This is a genomic window from Pseudanabaena sp. UWO311, from assembly GCF_006937785.1.
Classification (GTDB): Bacteria; Cyanobacteriota; Cyanobacteriia; order Pseudanabaenales; family Pseudanabaenaceae; genus Pseudanabaena.
Genome location: NZ_SJEE01000057.1, coordinates 1 through 18,650 on the forward strand (window position 1 = coordinate 1; position 18,650 = coordinate 18,650).

Annotated in this window: 18 protein-coding genes; 8 read left to right on the top strand and 10 right to left on the bottom strand. The window is 42.5% G+C overall.

The window, feature by feature from the left end; translation table 11 throughout:
• Window positions 1–116: 116 nt before the first annotated feature.
• Window positions 117–299: a hypothetical protein gene (locus tag PseudUWO311_RS23660; RefSeq protein WP_142657682.1), complete on the bottom strand. Its 183-nt coding sequence runs from the start codon at window positions 297–299 to the stop codon at window positions 117–119.
• A gap of 227 nt (window positions 300–526) precedes the next feature.
• On the opposite strand from PseudUWO311_RS23660, the gene PseudUWO311_RS23665 reads away from it, so the two are divergent.
• On the top strand, window positions 527–877 hold the full coding sequence (locus PseudUWO311_RS23665) for a DUF6464 family protein (protein WP_103670226.1): 351 nt from the start codon (window positions 527–529) through the stop codon (window positions 875–877).
• A gap of 79 nt (window positions 878–956) precedes the next feature.
• Here PseudUWO311_RS23665 and PseudUWO311_RS23670 read toward each other — a convergent pair whose 3' ends face one another.
• From PseudUWO311_RS23670 to ppc, 3 genes are all read right to left on the bottom strand, one after another.
• Window positions 957–1,457, bottom strand: a complete 501-nt coding sequence (locus PseudUWO311_RS23670) for an outer membrane beta-barrel protein (protein WP_142657683.1) — start codon at window positions 1,455–1,457, stop codon at window positions 957–959.
• 385 nt (window positions 1,458–1,842) lie between these two features.
• Window positions 1,843–2,889, bottom strand: a complete 1,047-nt coding sequence (locus tag PseudUWO311_RS23675; RefSeq protein WP_142657684.1) for a Gfo/Idh/MocA family protein — start codon at window positions 2,887–2,889, stop codon at window positions 1,843–1,845.
• A gap of 191 nt (window positions 2,890–3,080) precedes the next feature.
• On the bottom strand, window positions 3,081–6,008 hold the full coding sequence (ppc, locus tag PseudUWO311_RS23680) for a phosphoenolpyruvate carboxylase (RefSeq protein ID WP_142657685.1): 2,928 nt from the start codon (window positions 6,006–6,008) through the stop codon (window positions 3,081–3,083).
• 426 nt (window positions 6,009–6,434) lie between these two features.
• Between ppc and PseudUWO311_RS23685 the strand changes: the two genes are divergently transcribed.
• From PseudUWO311_RS23685 to PseudUWO311_RS23705, 5 genes are all read left to right on the top strand, one after another.
• Window positions 6,435–7,655, top strand: a complete 1,221-nt coding sequence (locus PseudUWO311_RS23685; RefSeq protein ID WP_142657686.1) for a UbiH/UbiF/VisC/COQ6 family ubiquinone biosynthesis hydroxylase — start codon at window positions 6,435–6,437, stop codon at window positions 7,653–7,655.
• A 43-nt stretch (window positions 7,656–7,698) separates the two neighbouring features.
• On the top strand, window positions 7,699–8,049 hold the full coding sequence (locus tag PseudUWO311_RS23690) for a hypothetical protein (RefSeq protein WP_142657687.1): 351 nt from the start codon (window positions 7,699–7,701) through the stop codon (window positions 8,047–8,049).
• Between the two features lie 12 nt (window positions 8,050–8,061).
• Window positions 8,062–8,559, top strand: coding sequence for an ureidoglycolate lyase (locus PseudUWO311_RS23695; RefSeq protein WP_142657688.1), 498 nt, complete (start codon window positions 8,062–8,064; stop codon window positions 8,557–8,559).
• 67 nt (window positions 8,560–8,626) lie between these two features.
• Window positions 8,627–9,865 (top strand): FtsW/RodA/SpoVE family cell cycle protein, encoded by a 1,239-nt coding sequence (locus PseudUWO311_RS23700; RefSeq protein ID WP_142657689.1) that lies wholly within the window; start codon window positions 8,627–8,629, stop codon window positions 9,863–9,865.
• A 215-nt stretch (window positions 9,866–10,080) separates the two neighbouring features.
• Entirely contained in the window at window positions 10,081–11,373 is a 1,293-nt protein-coding gene (locus PseudUWO311_RS23705; RefSeq protein ID WP_142657690.1) for an MFS transporter, read from the top strand.
• Window positions 11,374–11,403: 30 nt separating this feature from the next.
• Here PseudUWO311_RS23705 and grxD read toward each other — a convergent pair whose 3' ends face one another.
• From grxD to PseudUWO311_RS23720, 3 genes are all read right to left on the bottom strand, one after another.
• A complete protein-coding gene (grxD, locus tag PseudUWO311_RS23710; protein ID WP_142657691.1) occupies window positions 11,404–11,730 on the bottom strand; it encodes a Grx4 family monothiol glutaredoxin in 327 nt (108 codons plus the stop codon).
• A 271-nt stretch (window positions 11,731–12,001) separates the two neighbouring features.
• Window positions 12,002–13,021, bottom strand: coding sequence for a late competence development ComFB family protein (locus tag PseudUWO311_RS23715; RefSeq protein ID WP_142657692.1), 1,020 nt, complete (start codon window positions 13,019–13,021; stop codon window positions 12,002–12,004).
• A 366-nt stretch (window positions 13,022–13,387) separates the two neighbouring features.
• A complete protein-coding gene (locus tag PseudUWO311_RS23720; RefSeq protein WP_142657693.1) occupies window positions 13,388–13,999 on the bottom strand; it encodes a DUF3318 domain-containing protein in 612 nt (203 codons plus the stop codon).
• A gap of 34 nt (window positions 14,000–14,033) precedes the next feature.
• Between PseudUWO311_RS23720 and PseudUWO311_RS23725 the strand changes: the two genes are divergently transcribed.
• The gene (locus PseudUWO311_RS23725; RefSeq protein ID WP_142657694.1) at window positions 14,034–14,447 is read left to right on the top strand and encodes a DUF1824 family protein; all 414 of its coding nucleotides are present in this window, start codon (window positions 14,034–14,036) and stop codon (window positions 14,445–14,447) included.
• 30 nt (window positions 14,448–14,477) lie between these two features.
• Here PseudUWO311_RS23725 and PseudUWO311_RS23730 read toward each other — a convergent pair whose 3' ends face one another.
• Both PseudUWO311_RS23730 and PseudUWO311_RS23735 read right to left on the bottom strand, forming a co-directional pair.
• Window positions 14,478–15,920, bottom strand: coding sequence for a carotenoid oxygenase family protein (locus PseudUWO311_RS23730; protein ID WP_142657695.1), 1,443 nt, complete (start codon window positions 15,918–15,920; stop codon window positions 14,478–14,480).
• Between the two features lie 335 nt (window positions 15,921–16,255).
• Window positions 16,256–16,564: a DUF5340 family protein gene (locus tag PseudUWO311_RS23735; RefSeq protein WP_142657696.1), complete on the bottom strand. Its 309-nt coding sequence runs from the start codon at window positions 16,562–16,564 to the stop codon at window positions 16,256–16,258.
• 172 nt (window positions 16,565–16,736) lie between these two features.
• Between PseudUWO311_RS23735 and PseudUWO311_RS23740 the strand changes: the two genes are divergently transcribed.
• The gene (locus PseudUWO311_RS23740) at window positions 16,737–18,401 is read left to right on the top strand and encodes an S-layer homology domain-containing protein (protein ID WP_142657697.1); all 1,665 of its coding nucleotides are present in this window, start codon (window positions 16,737–16,739) and stop codon (window positions 18,399–18,401) included.
• Between the two features lie 47 nt (window positions 18,402–18,448).
• Here PseudUWO311_RS23740 and PseudUWO311_RS24525 read toward each other — a convergent pair.
• On the bottom strand, window positions 18,449–18,650 hold a 202-nt coding region (locus PseudUWO311_RS24525; RefSeq protein ID WP_223807713.1), incomplete at its 5' end, for a hypothetical protein.

Here is an 18,650-nt window from a genome sequence, read left to right on the forward strand (position 1 = left end):
GAGAAGTCGCTGATGGTTTCAAGGAAAATCTACCTATCATTTTTGATGAATATCTTCCTAAATGGAATTATAGAGCTATTCCTCAAAATAACTGAAATGCATAAGTTATTTATTTTTCATTCCTTAGGATGCTGATTGGCATCTTCAACTTCGTAGATTGTCCCAAATCCACTTTTATCGCTGAGTAATCTCTTGACAGCATAAGTGCGATCGATGAGTAATTCGCATCCACATTGTTGGCATAACTCTGTGATGTCTAGATTTTGGCTATTGCAGTTTGGATTGATACAAAGTCGCATAATCAAGCTTCGTTTGCGGCAAAAGCATTATAGCGCCAAAAAAGTGTGCCTACCCTTTTTAACGGTAATTGCTGTAAAACCCAGAATACAAATGGCGGCACGAAGTGCCGCCATTTGTATTCTGGGTTTTATGTCCTAATCCAACTTTGATTGCTATATACTTCAGTTTTGGGGCTTACAATAAGTTGAGTTCAAATCAATCAAATATAGTTTAAATAATTAGTTCTATGGAAATATTGTCAGTGCCGACAGAAGTTTGTACTCTTTATCCTGAAAGCACTTTGGGCAAAATATACCTAGATTGGATTCCCCAGCCTGGCGATCATATTGATTTAGAAGGTAAAACCTACACGATCTTAGAACGCCGCCATCGATATCAGTTTCGTAGGGGTAAATACAACTTATTTAGAGTTTTAGTTTATGTACAACCTGCACCAGAAAATTTGGAGAGAAGTCTGAGCAATGGGCGTTGGGTAATTGGAGATAGTAATTGTCGATATAACGCTGGCTCAGAAATGATTCGCTGTGCGGTAAATCCTAACGGCCCATGTCAAGGTTGTCGCTTTTGGGAAGCATAAAAAAGAGATTGCAAAGCAACCTCTTTTAGAAACTAAAAAACAGAGGCAACGCGAAGCGTTGCCTCTGTTTTTTGGTTTATTAGAATTGAACACCTACACCTGCTTGGAGCGAAGTGCCTGCCGAGCCATTACTCTGACCATTAAATGGAATTACAGCATTGCCGTAAAGTAGAACGCGCTTGTTAACACTAACTTCTACCCCAGGTTGCAAAGCAAAAGCAGTCTGATCGCCTGTTAAGCTGCTATTCCCGCCAACTTTAAATGATGCACCAGCCCCAAGATAAACATTAGCACGATCGCCTACGGGTAAATCATAGGAAACAGTAGGAACAACTGACGTACCACCATTACCAAAGAGAACAGAACTTCTTGCAGAAATTGGCACTCCATCAAACTTATAGCGACCTGCTAAGTTTGCGCCAACTACAGAAGGATTTGTGGCAAAGCTTTGAAGTGATATCCCAGCGCCCACATAGCTACCTGGTTGCGTTACTTCTTCGGCTGAGGCGATCGCACTAAAAGAGGTAAGAACAGAAGTAGCGATCGCAATACCGAGAGAGATTTTTGTAAGAGATTTCATGAGCTTGATTTCCTGCATTGTTTTGCTGTGTGAGATGACTCTTTTGACTGGAGAGAATTAGCATTGTTCCCATGGTTCCTTTTATCCTAAAAGTTGCTAAAACCTTGTCTGTGTCTAGACTACGGCTTTTTGAAAGGAGTTCTATCTCTAGACAATCATGCTAATGGGTGACCCATTTTAAAGCAAATTTGCAACAAAAAAGAGAAGTGGAGCTTAGCTCCACTTCTCTTTTTTGTTGTTTATACCAATTCACAAAAGTGTAGCAACACTTCTGTGAATTAAAAGTCAAACCGCGTAAGGGTTTAAAAGCACAACATGGCGTAGCCATTTTGCGCTTTGGTATTATGAGAGGCGGTGCTTTGCAACGCCTCTCATCTTTTAGCTTTTAATAACTTCCTGCGATCGCAATTTCACGTAGTTGCAAATCACAACTACGCCAAACTTGACCATCAAGAGCTGTTTGTTCGATCAGACTAGCAAGACGCAATGTCTTTAGGGCTTGATCGCCGCCGACCGATGGTTGCTGCGTATCACGGACACAATTCACAAAATGCTCCAGCTCAGCATGAAGCGGCTCGATATTGCTGGTATGAACTTTTTCGATAAAGCCGTCTTGACGATAAAGGACTTGACCATAATCAGTTGTCCAATTAGCTGTAGTTTGACGATAAATCAAAATCTCGTTATTCAGAAAATCAGACTCAGTGAGTGAATTTGTGCAATGAGCCGTAATTTTACGTTTCTTGCGATGCGTCACCTTGCTAGATGTAAGAGTTGCAATTACACCATTTTCAAAACCAATTGTTGCAGTCACATAGTCAAGGTACTCAGACTCAGGAGATACACGATTGCCATGAGCAGAAACACGCACAATTGGCGAAGCAACTAACTCCAGAATAATGTCAATATCGTGAATCATTAGATCAAATACGACCGATACATCATTAGCCCTTTGCGAATAGGGACTCATGCGATCGGCTTCGATCGCCAAAATTGTCTCATGCTTTAAAACTTTGCTTAGCTCTTGGAATGCAGGATTAAACCTTTCAATATGACCGACTTGGAGAATTCTGTTGTGGTCAGAGGCAGTTTTAACTAGGGATTCAGCTTCTTCAATTGTGGCAGCGATTGGCTTTTCGATGAGGACATGAACTCCCGCTTTGAGGCAAGTTGTGCCGACATCATAATGTAACCTTGTCGGCACTGCGATACAAACGGCATCGACCAGTGGCAAAAGGTCATGGTAATCCTCAAAAAAGAGCACTCGATGTTTGCTAGCAGTATCACGTCCACGATCTACGCTTACGTCAGAAACGCCAATTAGTTCTGCATCCTTGAGCAAGCTGAGCACCCTTGCATGATGCTGCCCCATATTACCGATACCTATAACACCAACCCTGATGGGATCGTGGAAATTACGATTGGGGCTCATATTCCTCACAGCTTAGTAAACGCGCTCAGTTTGTCCAAAATCGTAACATGGATGTATAACGCTTTGCGCGTTGGCTAAGATCAAATGGTTTTTAAAAGCCTTGCTTTACAAGGCTTTTAAAAACTTTACAGCAATTACCGATCAAAAGTCTCTTGGTTTGGGTTTGAGCGCAAATCGCTGTAAAAGAGTAATCAACCTGTATTTCTCATACCTGCGGCGATGCCATTGATAGTGAGTAATGCACCGCGTAAGAGTTCATTCTTAGAGTAACGCGATCGCAGATCGATGGTGTCAGGACGATGTTGACGTAAGCGCTTGAGCAAAGATGCTTGGATAAATCCAAGCGGGACGATCGAGCCATTACGCAACTGTACAGATCTTTGCAGATCGCGATCGCTGTCAAGAATTTGCTTTTGTCCTGTAATTGCTTGGATAACCTTCCGAGTGCGTTGATATTCCTCTTGTATTTCCGCAAATATGTCTGTAAAGGCTTCTTCATGCCCTTCTTTGGTAAGCTCACGCATATAATGATGCGCGATCTGCAAATCAGTTTTAGCAAGCGTCATCTCGACTCGCGAAATTGCGGTTTTAAAGAACGGCCATTTGCTATAAAAATATTGCAACAGCGATAAATGACCCTCAGGATTTTGTTGGAGAAACTCCTCAAGGGCTGCTCCGATGCCATACCAAGATGGCAGTAAAAATCGGCTCTGTGTCCAACTAAACACCCAAGGAATCGCCCTTAAACTACCTAAGTCTCTCTTGCCCGCACGTCTTGCAGGGCGTGAGCTAATTTGGAGTTGGCTGATTTCTTCGATCGGCGTAACCTGATGAAAGAACTCGACTAGATTAGGCTGCTCGTAAATAAGATGGCGATAAACTTGGCGCGATCGCACCGAAATTTCTTCCATCGTATCTAGCCAACAGTCGAGAGTGTCAGTACTGCTAGGTAACAAAGCTGCTTGGATGACTGCCGCTGCGATCGTCTCCAGATTGTAAAGGGCGATTTCAGGCAAAGAATATTTTGAGGCAAGTACTTCACCTTGTTCGGTAATCTTGATCCGCCCTTCGATACTACGTCCTGGTTGAGCTAAGATTGCTTCATAGGTAGGCCCGCCACCGCGACCGACTGATCCGCCCCGTCCATGGAACATGCGGAGATCGACTTGATATTTTTGGCAAACATCTTGGAGTGCACGTTGCGCCTTATAAATCTCCCAATTACTGCTTAAAAATCCCGAATCTTTGTTGCTATCAGAGTAGCCAAGCATCACCTCTTGCAAATGCTCATGGCATTCGAGATAAGCACGGTAAAGAGGCAGCTCAAACAATTCGGTCATAATTGGTGGGGCGCTGCGTAAATCCTCTACTGTCTCAAACAAAGGTGCAATGCTGAGCGAACCTTTGCCTGTAGCTGGATCGTAAAGTCCTGCCTCTTTAGCTAGCAGCAATACTTCGAGAATATCGCTGACACTACGGTTCATACTGATCACGTAGTTGTTGCAAATGGCGACTGAAAATTCCTGTTGAACTTTGGCAACCATCCGAAATGTCTCAATAATCTCGTTGGTTTTGGCGCTAAAGTTCAGCTTGGCAGGAATCATCGGACGACGAGTTTTTAGCTCTTGGGTTAACCAGGCAACTTTCTCTAATTCAGTGAGGTCGTCATAGGGCTTGTCCAGAAGCTGAAGTGCTTCGGCAATTTCCGCGATGGTGTTGCTATGTTGGGTACTCTCTTGACGGATATCAAGGTGGGCAAGATGAAACCCATAGACATCAACTTGACGTATCAGGTTTTCAAGAGGTTTAGGATTAAGTTTGGTTTCGATTAAACTAGCTTGAACTAGTTTTAACTCCGCCAAAAATTCCGAAACATGGTTGTAGAGCTGATGTTCTTGACCTTTGGTAGACAGCTCCATTTCTGAGGCTTGCCAACCACTATGGCGCAATTTTTGGTTGCGATCGCGAGTTCGGGTGAGACGCTCACGCACATAGGCTAACTTGAGGCGATAAGGCTCTTGACGGAATTTGAGCGAATATTTTTCATAAATTTCAGGTAAATAAATTTGATCGTCCCCAAGAGAGTCAAGTAATTCTTGGGACACATCACTGAGACTTTGCGATAGCGATAGTAGGCGACTTAGCCGCTCCACGGATTTAATATATTTGTTAAGGACGAGATTTCTCTGGTAGCAGGCGGTTTGCCATGTTACTTCAGGTGTGACATAGGGGTTGCCGTCGCGATCGCTGCCTACCCATGAGCCAAAGTTACAGAAGCTGTAGCGCGGTAGAGTTAATTTTGGAAAATTAGCCGAAATAGCCGAAGCAATACGATCGTAAAGTACGGGGATCGCATCAAATAAAACTTCTTCAAAATAGTGCAATGTATAGTCAGCTTCGTCTAAAACTGTGGGTTTGATTTGATTTAACTCATCAGTGCGCCACCAAAGTCTAATTTCCTCAGCGATTTGTTCTTGCAATGCCGAAGCTTCCCAGCTCAAGGCGATCGCCTGTGGTGCGATTTCATCCCCCTTAACCCCGATGAGTCGATCCAGTTCCTTAAGCATCTTCGCGATCGTGCGCTGCTTCTCCCGAATTGTATGCCGTACAATTTCGGTAGGGTGGGCGGTAAATACGAGACTGATATCAAGATTATTTAGTACTTTCTGGATTTGTCTTGGTGGCACATTTAGCTTTTTGAGCTCTGGGAAGAGCCAACGAAATGTACCAACAGGATATTCGGCTTCGCTATTGATCGGGCTGATCCGATGGATGCTAGTTTGCTCTTGCTCATGATCTTGTTCAACAATATTAATTAGTTGAAAAAACAATGCGAATGCACGAGCAGCTGTAGTTGCTTGCTGTAAATCCAGACTTTCGACTACTTTTAAGACTTCTTGGGCAGGATATTCAGGCGCTTGTCCTTCTGGCGAACACATAGCCCGTAATTGTCGCAATAAATCGACTAATTCTTGACCGCTTTCTCTTAATAGGACTGATTCCCACAGATCCTCTACGAGCTTGAGACGATATCGTAGACGGGAATTGGCGGCACGCAGATCGCTCTCTAAATTAACTATCTGTACTAATGACGCTGACAGTGCTGCTGGGGAACTCATCCAACTTTCTCCAAAATTTTCTTTCTAATCCAAAATTTTCCCACTTTAAGATGCACTCTTCTGTTGCCCAAATTGCAATTAACAACTGGTGTAGTTACAGAATTTGTAACCTTAAGCAGGAAGCAAGCGTAAAATCTTTATTCTTTTCTATACCATACCAGCCTAACTGTTTGTTATTTGTAACCTTTTTAGTGGAGACATGCGCTTTTTGGCTGCCCAGATCATTGACTATATCGCGAATTTCCAATTAGCAAGAATAAAAAGGAAGTTTCGACGTTTCGAGCTGTGACTCACTTTTTGTTCTTGCCTTAACCTGAATCGAGATCGCTATAGTTAAAAATATCTGTGATTTTGCAATATTTCTTTACAAAATATTGATAATAGAGATTAGAACTATAAAAAATACTTTAAAAAGTAACTTAACTAATGTTTGATGTGCTGATTGTGGGTGCGGGAATGGTAGGCGCGAGTTTAGCCTGTGCGTTAGGTGATAAGACTTGCTCAGCAAACCGCAATCTCAAGGTTGGAATTATTGAAGGCAATGGTAATTTCTTGCGTGGAGAATTTACCGCTGATGGTCGTGCTAGTGCGATCGCCTATGGTTCAACTCAGATCTGGCAAAATATTGGTGTTTGGGGGGGAATGCAGCGCAGAGGGGTAACTCCAATGCATATGATTCAGGTTTCAGAGGGGGATTTGCCTTATCAAGTGCAGTTACGCCGTGAGGATATGGGGCAAGAAGCACTGGGTTATATTGTCGAAAATGCTGTGACTTTGGCTTCGCTCTGGGAATTTGTGCGGGAATGTAGCAACATCGAATTAATTTGTCCTGCCAAAATCTTAGATATCGAGCATGTCACCGATCGCAACGTGATGCGCGTAAAAATTAGTTCGGAAATCGGCGAACAATATTTGGAAACCAAATTATTAGTTGGCGCAGATGGTGGGCGATCGCAAGTGCGTCAAATGGCAAAGATTGAAATCTCGGAGCGTCTATACGAGCAAACCTGCATTGTCACTACGGTTAAGTCAGAAAATTCCCATCAAAATTTTGCCTATGAGCGTTTTCAATCAAGTGGACCATTTGCGATTTTGCCATTGGGCAGCGATCGCTCCTGCATCGTCTGGACTGCCACCAAAGAAGAAACCCCGATTTTATTAGCTCTTGATGAAGCGACATTTTTACAAGAGCTATCTAAACGTTTTGGTGCACCACTCATCCAAAAGCTAGGAAAGATCACGATTGAATCGCGAACTCGGACTAACTATGTTCCCCGATGGATGCATAGCCAAACTTATATTCAACCCCGACTAGCTATCATCGGTGATGCAGCCCATACTACTCATCCGATCGCAGGTCAGGGCATGAATCTTGGTATTCGTGATGTTAATGCTTTGGCTAAGGTTTTAAAAGCTGCTTATCAAAATCATGAGGATCTGGGGGCGATCGCAGTTTTAAAGCGTTATGAATCCAAACGTAAATGGGATAACTTAGGCGTAATTTGGCTTACCGATATTTCTAATCGCCTATTTTCTAACCATAACTGGTTCTTCAAAGTCTTACGCCGCTTTGGGTTACTGCTTCTACAAATCTCGCCTCTCAAGCGCATCTTGATGTACTTTATGATGGGCTTACATCAGGTATAAAACATCAGGTGTAAAATTGAGTTGTGCGTCAAGGGAATAAAAAATGACTCAAGACATAAACAATAGACTGGATCGCGTAGAGAGTGCTTTGATTGCTCTAGCAGAAGAATCTCAATCATTACGTCAAGAACTACGTGCTACTAATCAAGAATTACGCGCTACAAATAGTAGATTAGACAGTCTGATTGAGCATCTTTACACTCAGCGCGATGTGGTTGCCCTTGATGTAGTTGATATAAAAGATGAGTTACACGAACTCAAAGAAGTGACTAAACAGCAAAGTGCCACTGCCGATCTCTATTCAATTTCGGCGCAACTGCAAGCGGAAACAGTCAAAATTCAAGCCGAAAATATTCGGATCATGATTGAAGCTTTGAATCTCAAACAGGCTTAAAGCATTTTCTATATGGCGATCGCACATTTACCAACTCAGTTAACTCCGCAATTAATTACGCCTGAAAATTTTCAACCCTATGGGCAAGTAATTTTTCCGACTGATGACAGTAAGCAATTTGATGTGAATGATGCTCAGCTAGTCTTATCGGGGATTCCGCGTTTTTATATCATGCACCTCCGCAAAGTTGGGCGAAGATTTCACAGCTTGGCTCGGCATCAACAATGCACCCAATGTCTCGGCTCTCTTGCTGGCAAAGAATGGTTTATGGCAGTTGCTCCCGCCTCAAACCCAGCGCAAATTGATGTAACGCAAATTGTTGCATTTCGGATTACAGGCAATTGTTTTATCAAACTAAATGCTGGCACTTGGCACGCGGGGCCACTTTTTGAAGAAGACTTTATAGATTTTTATAATCTGGAATTGCATGACACCAATATCAATGATTATGAAGTTTGCAATTTACGAAAACTTTATAACTTGAATTTTGAGTTAACTGTAGTAAAGTAAAACCCAGAAAGTTGGAGAGTGGATTTGCCCTCTCTTCAATTCCGATTACCTCAGTCCCCATGCACCCGTGAAACTCTTTCAGATTTTTCAGGTCTTCCCATTTTTTGATCGCACTGTAGATAAATGGGCAACAGAAGCCCGCCTTTTGCGATGGCTGACTTTTTTGTGGTTATTTGCAGGACTAGCGGTTCTTTTTTCGGCATCCTATCCCGTTGCGGATGCAGCCTTTAAAGACGGCACACTTTATTTCAAATACCAATTAGCGTGGGCGGTGATTGGCTTATTGCTCTTTAATGCGATCGTGCATTTGCCATTAAAGTTCATGCTCAAAATCGGCCCAATCTTTTTGTTCATTATTCTGGCGATGCTCTATGCAACGCATATTCCTGGCTTAGGGACAACTCGCAACGCTGCGACCAGATGGCTATCGGTCGGTTCGAGTTCATTTTTATTGCAGCCATCGGAGCTAATCAAGCCTTTTCTGATTTTGCAAGCAGCTCAACTGTTTGGTAACTGGAATCGCACGCCTTTGAAAGTGCGAGTTGGTTGGCTACTTGTGTTTTTGTTGGTACTAGGCGGCATTTTGATGCAGCCTAGCTTGAGTGTGACAGCACTTTGCGGGATTACGCTCTGGTTGATTGCGTTAGGGGCAGGATTGCCAAGTCTACAACTTTTAGGGACTGCGGCTATAGGTACTTGCGTTGCAGTGGCTAGTGTCACTTTTCGGGAATATCAACGCAGGCGGATTATGTCATTTCTAGATCCTTGGCAAGATCAAGCAGGAGATGGCTATCAATTGGTGCAAAGTTTGATGGCGATCGGTTCTGGTAGTCTATGGGGGACTGGGTTTGGTTTATCGCAGCAAAAGCTATTTTTGCCGATTCAATATACTGACTTTATTTTTGCGATTTTTGCTGAAGAGTTTGGCTTGTTTGGTGGCATTTGTTTACTAGTACTAGTGATGATTTATGGCACGATTGGGCTATCGGTGACATACAAGTGCAAAGATCCTGTGGTTCGATTGATTGCTCTTGGTTCTACATCATTGATTGTGGTGCAAGCTATTTTGAATGTGGGTGTGGCTACAGGTGTTTTACCAACGACGGGTTTACCATTTCCTTTTTTGAGTTATGGTGGTAGCTCGACGATATCCTGTTTATTTATCGCTGGGCTGTTAATTCGTGCGGCAAGAGAGATGTCGGCGGCTGATGTGATCCCCTTCCCTAAAGGCAAAAGCGATCGCAATGATCTCAAAACTAAGCAACAAGAAAAAATAGAAGCTTCACGGCGGCAATCGCCAGTATAAAAAAGGAATCGCGAAGCGATGCCTTTTTTACAGATCCCAAATCCTAGAAGTAATTCGGCATAATATAAAACCCAAAAATCTGTACCGCCCGCTTAGCGGGCGGTACAGATTTTTGGGTTTTATATTTAATTTTGAGTAGGTACATAACTTTACTGGCGATCGCTATAGTCTCTACAATGGTTAAGAAACGCCACTTTAGCTAGCTATTTTTACTGATGTCTGAACCCGATCTAAACTCCCCCGCTGGCTATTTAGCAGTTTTGCGTAATCGTCAATTTTTGGCATTGTGGCTTGCCCAAATATTGGCTCAGTTAGTTGATAAAGTTGTTCTGATTTTGCTGATTGCCCTTGCTGTCGCTGATGGTGGTAGTGATGTGAATACGCGAGAATCATCAATCATGATTGCTATGACCCTTCCTGCGGTATTTTTGGGTTCAATCGCAGGTATTTTTGTTGATTGGCATCCAAAACGCGAAGTCTTAATTTTGTGTAACTTTTTGCGGGGGGCTTGCATCTTTGCGATTCCGTTTGCACCTCGCTCATTAGCTGTCTTACTTTTGTTTACCTTTCTTATTTCTACCCTTACCAACTTTTTTGCTCCCGCCGAGCAGTCAGCGATCCCTTTAATCGTTCCCAAGAACGATCTCCTAGCTGCAAATGCTCTTTTTACTATTACAGAAGTGGGATCACTAATTGTCGGATTTGCGATCGGCGCACCATTATTAGCCTTTACACTGCATCTTTTTCCTGAAGCGACATCCTATAGTCGTGAAGTTTTATTAGGTAGCTTGTACATCATCTCTGGCTTATTTTTGTTTGCTCTACCTAAGGATGAGATTATCCAACCAAAAAAAGTAGGTTCAGGAATATGGACTGACTTAAGAGACGCTTTTCAATATGTGCGCCACAATCACTTGATCGGTGGAGCAATGTTACAGATGATTTTGCTATATGCAGTTCTTGGTGCAATGCAAAAGTTATCACTTAATCTTGCGGAAGTGGTTACGGGTAATCGCGAAGAATTTGGATCTTTTGTTGCCTCGGTTGGCTTAGGACTAGCAATTGGGGCATTTATTTTAGGGAAATTTGGTAAGCGATTTGCCCATAGACCTTTGCCATTTATCGGCTTTATTGGTATGGCGATCGGTTTATTTATGTTTGCGTTTGTGTCTAATCAGTGGGTTGCTTGGCTAATCGGTACTTTTATTGGTGTTAATGGCGCTTTAATTGTGATCCCTATGCGTACAGCAATTCAAGAACATACACCTGAAAATATGCGTGGCAAAGTATTTGGTCTATTAAATAATGGCGAGAATATAGCTGCTAGCTTGCCTCTGGCAGTGATTGCCGTGTCCTTAGATTTTTTAACAGGTGTGTTTGGTGTCCAAAACGGTGGCAAGCAACAAGTTGGTTTTCAAATAGTGTTAGTTGTTTTTAGCTTGATTGTGTTTGGGCTTGGCTCTTGGGCTTGGCAAAGAACCAAGAAAGCGCTGTCAAATGTCCTATAAAAAAGGTGCGCTCTGCGCACCTTTTTTTATTTATTTAGCGATCGCCTCTTGGACAATAGTGGCAAGTTCCCCGCGTTGGCTTAGTTCCATGACAATGTCGCAGCCGCCAACAAATTCACCACCAACATACACTTGCGGAAAAGTCGGCCAGCTGGAAAACTCCTTCATGCCCATGCGTAAATCGTTGTCTTCAAGAATATTTACAGTTTCGTAAGGATGTCCTAATGCATTAAAAGTTTGTACAACTGCTGCCGAAAACCCACATTGAGGCTGTTGTGGAGTTCCTTTGATGTAGAGCATGATTTTATTATTATTAATCTGACTCTCGATCTTAGTTTGCAAAATAGGGCTAAGCATATTAGTTAGGTTGATTTGGTTGTGAATAAATTTACTACTGCTACTATAGCAATCGGCATAATGCTTAGGTAGAAATTCTCATTATAAACATCAGTTTTTTAAAAGCCCGCCGTAGGCGGGCTTTTAAAAAACTGATTTTGGTGTTTCCAGCGCCGAAGGCGCTGGAAACACCAAAATCAGTTTCATAGAAGAATGGAAGAGATGAGCTAATCTCTATTCTTTGGATTAAAACAAAAGGGAGCACATTGCGCTCCCTTTTGTTTTAATCTGGCTAAACATCGTGTTTTGCTCGCCAAGTTGGATAATCAGATCTAGGTGCTCTTAAGCATTCTTCAACAACTTCAGCAATATTACGCCATGTAATATCATCCCTTTTGAGTAATTCTCGTAATTGCACTAAAGAATCTTCTAGCTCAATATTAAATTTCTCAAAAGGTAAAGGCGATAAAGCTCTTTCTGGTGCTTGAACAACCTTATTTAAGGCTTCCTTGACAATACTGATGATTTGACTTGTCATCTCAGACTTGACTTTCTGGCGCAAATTTTGTAAACCGCGACGACTGGTGGCATACATTGGTGGTAAACGATTAAGGACATATGCTGACACATCATCGATATTTACCTTCTGCTGAACATTTTCATCTAGTCGAAGGGCACGGCGCTCGACGATCGCATTTACAAGACTTTCCAGAATATTGCTATATCGATAGATAGTTCCCGACATATAGGACTCAAAATCTTTAAGCTCTGCTGAGATATCTTTCTCAGTTTTAGTTGTCTTAGATGAGTTCGACAAAGTTGTCGTTGTTTTTCTACGCACTGCATAGCTGCGCGCTAAAAGAGAATTTCGTCGATCTAAGCTGACATATGTGCCATTAGAAAGGCTCTGATAGTATCCAGAATTTAAAGCATCTTGGACAATTTCAGGTACATCTTTCCATTTGAGATAGTCTTTGCTAAATAATTTACGTAACTTAAAGAGCGATCGCGCCTGACTGATCAGTTCATGGTCAGGTATTGGATCGCTCTGTCTTAAGACATCGCTCTGTGTACTCAAAAAACCATTGCGTACAGTTTTAGCGATCGCGGCTCCTAACTCTTGCTCAGCCTTCTTCCGCTGTTGTACCCACCCGCGTTGAGTAGTTGCATACATTGGCGGTAAGCGATTGAGTGTATAAGCGATTACTTCACTAAGATCGACGCGTTTTTTTACATCAGCACCTAATCGTTTGTATTGTGCCTCTGCTTCTTCGATTACTAATTCTTCTAGTGCATTTCTACAACTGCTCATAGGAAATATTCCATTTTGAGTATTATTAGATGTTCTGGTTACAGCGTATTTTGATCTTATAAAGGTATAAATAATAGCACAAAATCAGTAATTCTAAAATATGAATCCGATTTTGTGCAGCAATTTTCACTATCAAAATCGTTTTTTTTAGCCCGTCGTAGGGAGGCTTTAACAAAAAGGATTTAGTTATTTCCAGTGCCTTTAGCAGTGGAAATAACTAAATCCTGTTAATAGTGAGAATTGCTGGATTTTGTTCTTCAGAAATGTAAACGATACTCCAATTAGTATATAAAGCCCCAAAATAAAGGTGACGTAAAGCGTCACCTTTATTTTGGGGCTTTTGATTGTTTTTAGATATCTTTGAACTTAAAAATCATTAAGCCCTGTTTCTGGAATCGTCGTTTTTGATAAACCAGCGATCGCCCGTAAGTTTTGGCAACGAATTAATTCTGTAAACTCAGGTGTATTCCTCCCCATTAACTTTGCTGCGGCAGGAATAGCCTCAAGGAGTGCCATAGCTGCCTCGGCTTCACGATAACCACGTTTTTGGGCAACATCGAGTGCTTCGCTATCAGCTTGTATTTGTATCTGCGAGCTTTTGTTTTTACGTAAAATTTGATTAATGCCGATAGTGCCTAATAATATGGCGATCGCCATGCCAGTGACATCACCCTGCACTGTTTCGACAACTCCTCCTATAAAAGCTGCCGCAGCAATACCCTGATATGCCCCTGTCTGTAGCCATTTAGTCTGTTGTCGCCAGCTTACTTCATGCAATAACAACATATCTCTCTGGGCTTCAGGTAACTGTCTCCATAGCCGAAAATTGATATTTACTTGAGTCCCTTTCTGCCAAGGTAAAATTTGTAAACTTGAGATTGGCTCAGGTTGTTCAGGCTTAGATTTGACTGATGTTGCCATCCGCCAAGATGCAGGCAATAGATCGCGTAAGCGAGCAATTTCTTCGTTAATGTTCATAATATAATTTAGCGCCTCCTTAACTTAGAAACCTATGAGCGGACCCATGAGCAATAATCTAACCATCGCCGACGCTGAGCGCATTCTCTGGGAACTAAGCGACTTAGATCGAGAAGCTGCAACTTTAGAACGACGATCGCAAATTTGCGAAGCCTTAGATTACTTAACCAAACAAGCCGATTATCACATTTTTGGGATCTGCGCCGATACCACAGCTGAAGCTTTGCAGGCTCTACAAAATTATGCTGCTCATTTTCGCTACGAGTTACCCGAAGCAGACCTACCTGCGATCGCAGATGGCGTATATGTCAAATACAATCCCCGCAGTCGTCGATACCATTCTGATAATTACAAAGGTACTTATCGGGGCGTATTGTTATCTCTGCATACCGATTTTACCGATGGCTATAGCGGCACTCACGGGCATTTTCCTCTAGATCTCTATTAAAACAAAAGGGGCGCTTTCCGCCCCTTTTGTTTAAAAGACTTCAGTTGTAAAACTACCATGCAATCCGTAAGGTACATGATGTTTTAAATGCAAAGTTGCTAAAGGTTTACCAGCAATATTTTGAGCGTCTAGTACGACCAAATCTGAGCGATTATGTTCTGCATCAAAAATTAAGGTCAGCACCCAGCCATCGTCTTCAGCACTATCGGCATTGCGATCTCGTGGTACAAAAATCGGCTCACTAATAAAACCGCGCGGTGCAAAACTATGAAATTCTTGTTTCCCAGTTTCCATATCGACTTTGGCGATCGCTTGTAAAGGTGCGTTGCCAGATTCTTTAGCGATTGCGCCAATATAGGCATAACGATGTTTTTGTCCCACACAACGGGGATGAACCACAGGAAACTCGCAAGATCTCTCTAAGATCATTTCGCGCTTTACCATTCCAAGTTTGGGATTAATCGTAAAGCGATATAACTGTCCCGCAATCACCTTATCAAAATCAATCTCTCGAAAATCCGTATTTGGCTCCAACTTGGGATAGTCAGGATAGCAAACTGAATCCAAAATAATCTCATCACCTTGTTCGTAGGCATTACAGTGATGAAATACAAAACAAGGATCGGTCTCAATGGTTTGCAGATTGCCTTGGCGATCGATCAGCAAAAACTGACTGGGCGCATTTGGCTTTAATTCAATACATTCACCTGCTGTAGCCAATCCCAACATAAATGGTAAAGGCTTAAAAGACACAGGATTTTGCATGAAAATCCGATAGTTTGGCGTATAGGCAAAATCATGCAAGAAACAAAATCCCGAAACCTTTACCTGAGATTCTGTCGATAACTTGCCATCAGATGTCACCTGATAAATCGAAATTGTAGATTTTGGCCCTGGCTGCACCCCAAAGCCCCACAAATCACCAGTGCGATCGTCCTTTCTTGGATGCGCTGTAAATACTTGCCCCGCCGCTAACTTTCCATCAAAAGTTTCTTGACCCAAAGTATCCAAACTTTGAGGGTTAAGTGAATAAGGACGTGCCGCTTCCCACAAAGCCAATAACTTCCCGCCCTGATACACCACATTTGTATTAGCAACATTTTTATTCCGCAAATCAAAAATATTACTTAGCCATCCACCAGCCTTTTGTGTGCCGAATACGCCCCGATATAAAATTTTGCCTGCTTTCTGCTCAGCAATAAACTCAGGTGTTTTTACAAATTGATTTGCAAAATGTGCCTTGCCATCTTTAAATGCGATCGCGCAGATCATCCCATCGCCATCAAAGGGATGTCCATATTTTTGACCGTTAATATCCAGCTGTCCAGGTCCATTCCGAAATAAAGTACCTTCTAGTTCTAGAGGGATCTGACCCTCGATCTCATCGATCAAATAAGCCTGCTCAGTCCGCAGTGACTCATATCCCTTTTGCCAATCTTCACGTGAAAAAGTAGTCGATGCAGCCTGAACCATAAATATTTATAAATAACTTTCCTCTATTGTAACAATTTCGTCACAATTGCGAACCAGTCTTCCAAATCCTGAAAATGGCTTTGCCATGTTGAGAATTTGTAACCCTTATTGGTATTGAGTTGTAATTTCTGAAGATACATCTATAGCCAAGAGGGTTAAGACATAAAACCCAAAAGAGAGTTGCGGCGCAAAGCGCCGCAACTCTCTTTTGGGTTTTGGTTTCGTCCCAACATTAAGTGGCTCAAGCCGTATGAGTAAACTTTCAGACATTTAAAACCGAAAAAATAAAAGACATCGCATTGCGATGTCTTTTATTTTTTCGTCTAGAGCACTGATTATGAATCTTTTGAGGGATTAGAGATCTCTTTTAATGATTTCCCCATCTCTTGCTCCGATTCACTCAAAGACCAACGATAAGAAACCTGAATACCGTGATACTCGCACAGATCTTCAACCTGCTTTTGCAATGCAAAAGCCTTGCGGAGATTAATAATGGCCGCCTGAAGATGCTCTCTCGAAACATTCATCTTTGTAGCCATGTGTGGCTGCTTCATCTCATTATGCAGCGCTGGCAGGGTTTGACGCTCAAGCAACTGTAGCAAAAGCTCGTAGTGAATATGGGACGGAACAGGAAGTGAACTCACAAATACCTCGATCGGGTCAAAACCAAAATTAAAACTTGGCTGTATATTTAGTTGGAGTTTTGGCAGCTACTACTAAACTTCTCAAGAAACTATTTGAGGTGCTTAGCGTCAAGCTCGGTATATCCAAGACTTCAAAATTTGAGACTTAAATTAAATTGTAGAGGATAAATTTATGTCATTTTCACGGACATCTCTGAGACTTGCATTTCTTTTTACTTTTGGATTATCTCAAATTGTCACACTAACTGAGTTAGCGATCGCGCAAAATGCTAACCTATCTGCCTCAAGCTCCCTAACTACAATACAAATTGCTCAAGCCAATACCATTATTTTCGTCTCTGCTAACGGTTCAGACGCTAACTCAGGTATCTCGGCTGATCAGCCATTGCGATCTCTAACTGCCGCACTCAATAAAAATCCTCAAAGCGGAGCGATTATTCAAGTAGCGCCTGGCACATACTCCGTCGAAACAGGAGAAAAATTTCCCCTCGCAATTCCTGCTGGTGTAACTTTGCGCGGTAATCCTGCTAACCAAGGTCAAGACACCATTATCTCAGGTGGAGGTGTTTTCATAAGTCCCTCCTTTGCTCGTCAAAATATAGCCATTCTTGCTAACAGTGGCTCTCGCATAGAAGGTATCACCCTGACTAATAAGAATCCCAGAGGCTACGCGCTTTGGGTTGAGTCAGCCCAAAATGTCACGATTACTAGCAACACCTTTGCCAACTCCACCCACGATGGAGTTTTCTTAACAGGTGCGACTTCGGCAAATATCAGCAACAACATTTTTACTAAAAATGGTGCAAATGGTCTTTCAGCCCTTGGGACAAGTACGGGGAATATTCAGTCAAACACCTTTGACAACACAGGGTTTGGTTTGGCGATCGGGCAAAACTCAAAAGTTGCTGTTATCTCTAACCGTATTGTTAATAACCGAGGAGGCATCGTTGTCTCGAACCTATCTATGCCCTCATTTCGCAATAACCTCATTGCCTACAATCAAGAAAATGGTCTGGTAATTTTGAAGGATCGCAAGGGACAACCCACCGTTGATCTTGGTACAACCACTAGCCCTGGTCAAAATATTTTCCAAAACAATAAGCAAACTGATATCAACAATGCCTCTGGAGTCACAGTCGTTGCGATCGGTAACCAAGTCGATTCCAAACGAGTTCAAGGCTCAGTCAACCTTGTCCAAGCAACTTCCCCAATTACCTCACCCACAACCCCAACAGCTCCAACCACACAAGTCGCTTTTAAAGATGTACCTAATAACTATTGGGCGCAAACTTTTATCCAAGAATTAGCCTCTAGAAATATTATCAAGGGCTTCCCCGATGGCAGTTTTCGCCCCAACGACCCCGTCACCAGAGCTCAATTTGCAGCACTGCTCAGCCAAGCTATGAACAAGTCAACTATTCGCAGTAGCGCTACTTTTACCGACGTTGCTTCAAATTACTGGGCTGCTACCGCTATTCAAAAAGCCTATACCACAGGCTTTATGTCTGGTTATTCCGCTACTACATTCCGCCCCAATGAAAATATTTCCCGCGTGCAAATTCTTGTTTCCCTAGCTAATGGACTAGGCTATGCCCCAACCAAACCCATCGACGCAACCTTGCAATCCTACTCAGACGCAAATACTATTCCCGCCTATGCACGTAACAGTGTTGGTGCTGCAACCGAGAATCGCATGGTTGTCAACTATCCCAATCTAAAACTATTAAATCCTAATCAACCCGCCACCAGAGCCGAAGTCGCTGCCTTCATCTACCAAGCTTTAGTGCGATCGGGGCAGTTAAAAGCGATTTCCTCACCCTACATCGTCAGTCAATAACTCTACGGTTTCAATTTATGCCGAATTTTCAATCTTAGCCAAAAAAATTAAATTTTTTTTGGATTAAGCCCGTTACGGAGTAAGGGATAGACCAGTCTAAAGGAAGAGGCAAGAAAAAATACTTTCAAAAAACGCTTGACAAAGCAAGGCAAGCTTGATAACTTAGTAAAGCGCTGAAGGGAGAGACGAGCGAAAGCGAAGCGAACCCGACCTGAGAGGGAGTGCCAAGAACCTAGACAACCAAATAGT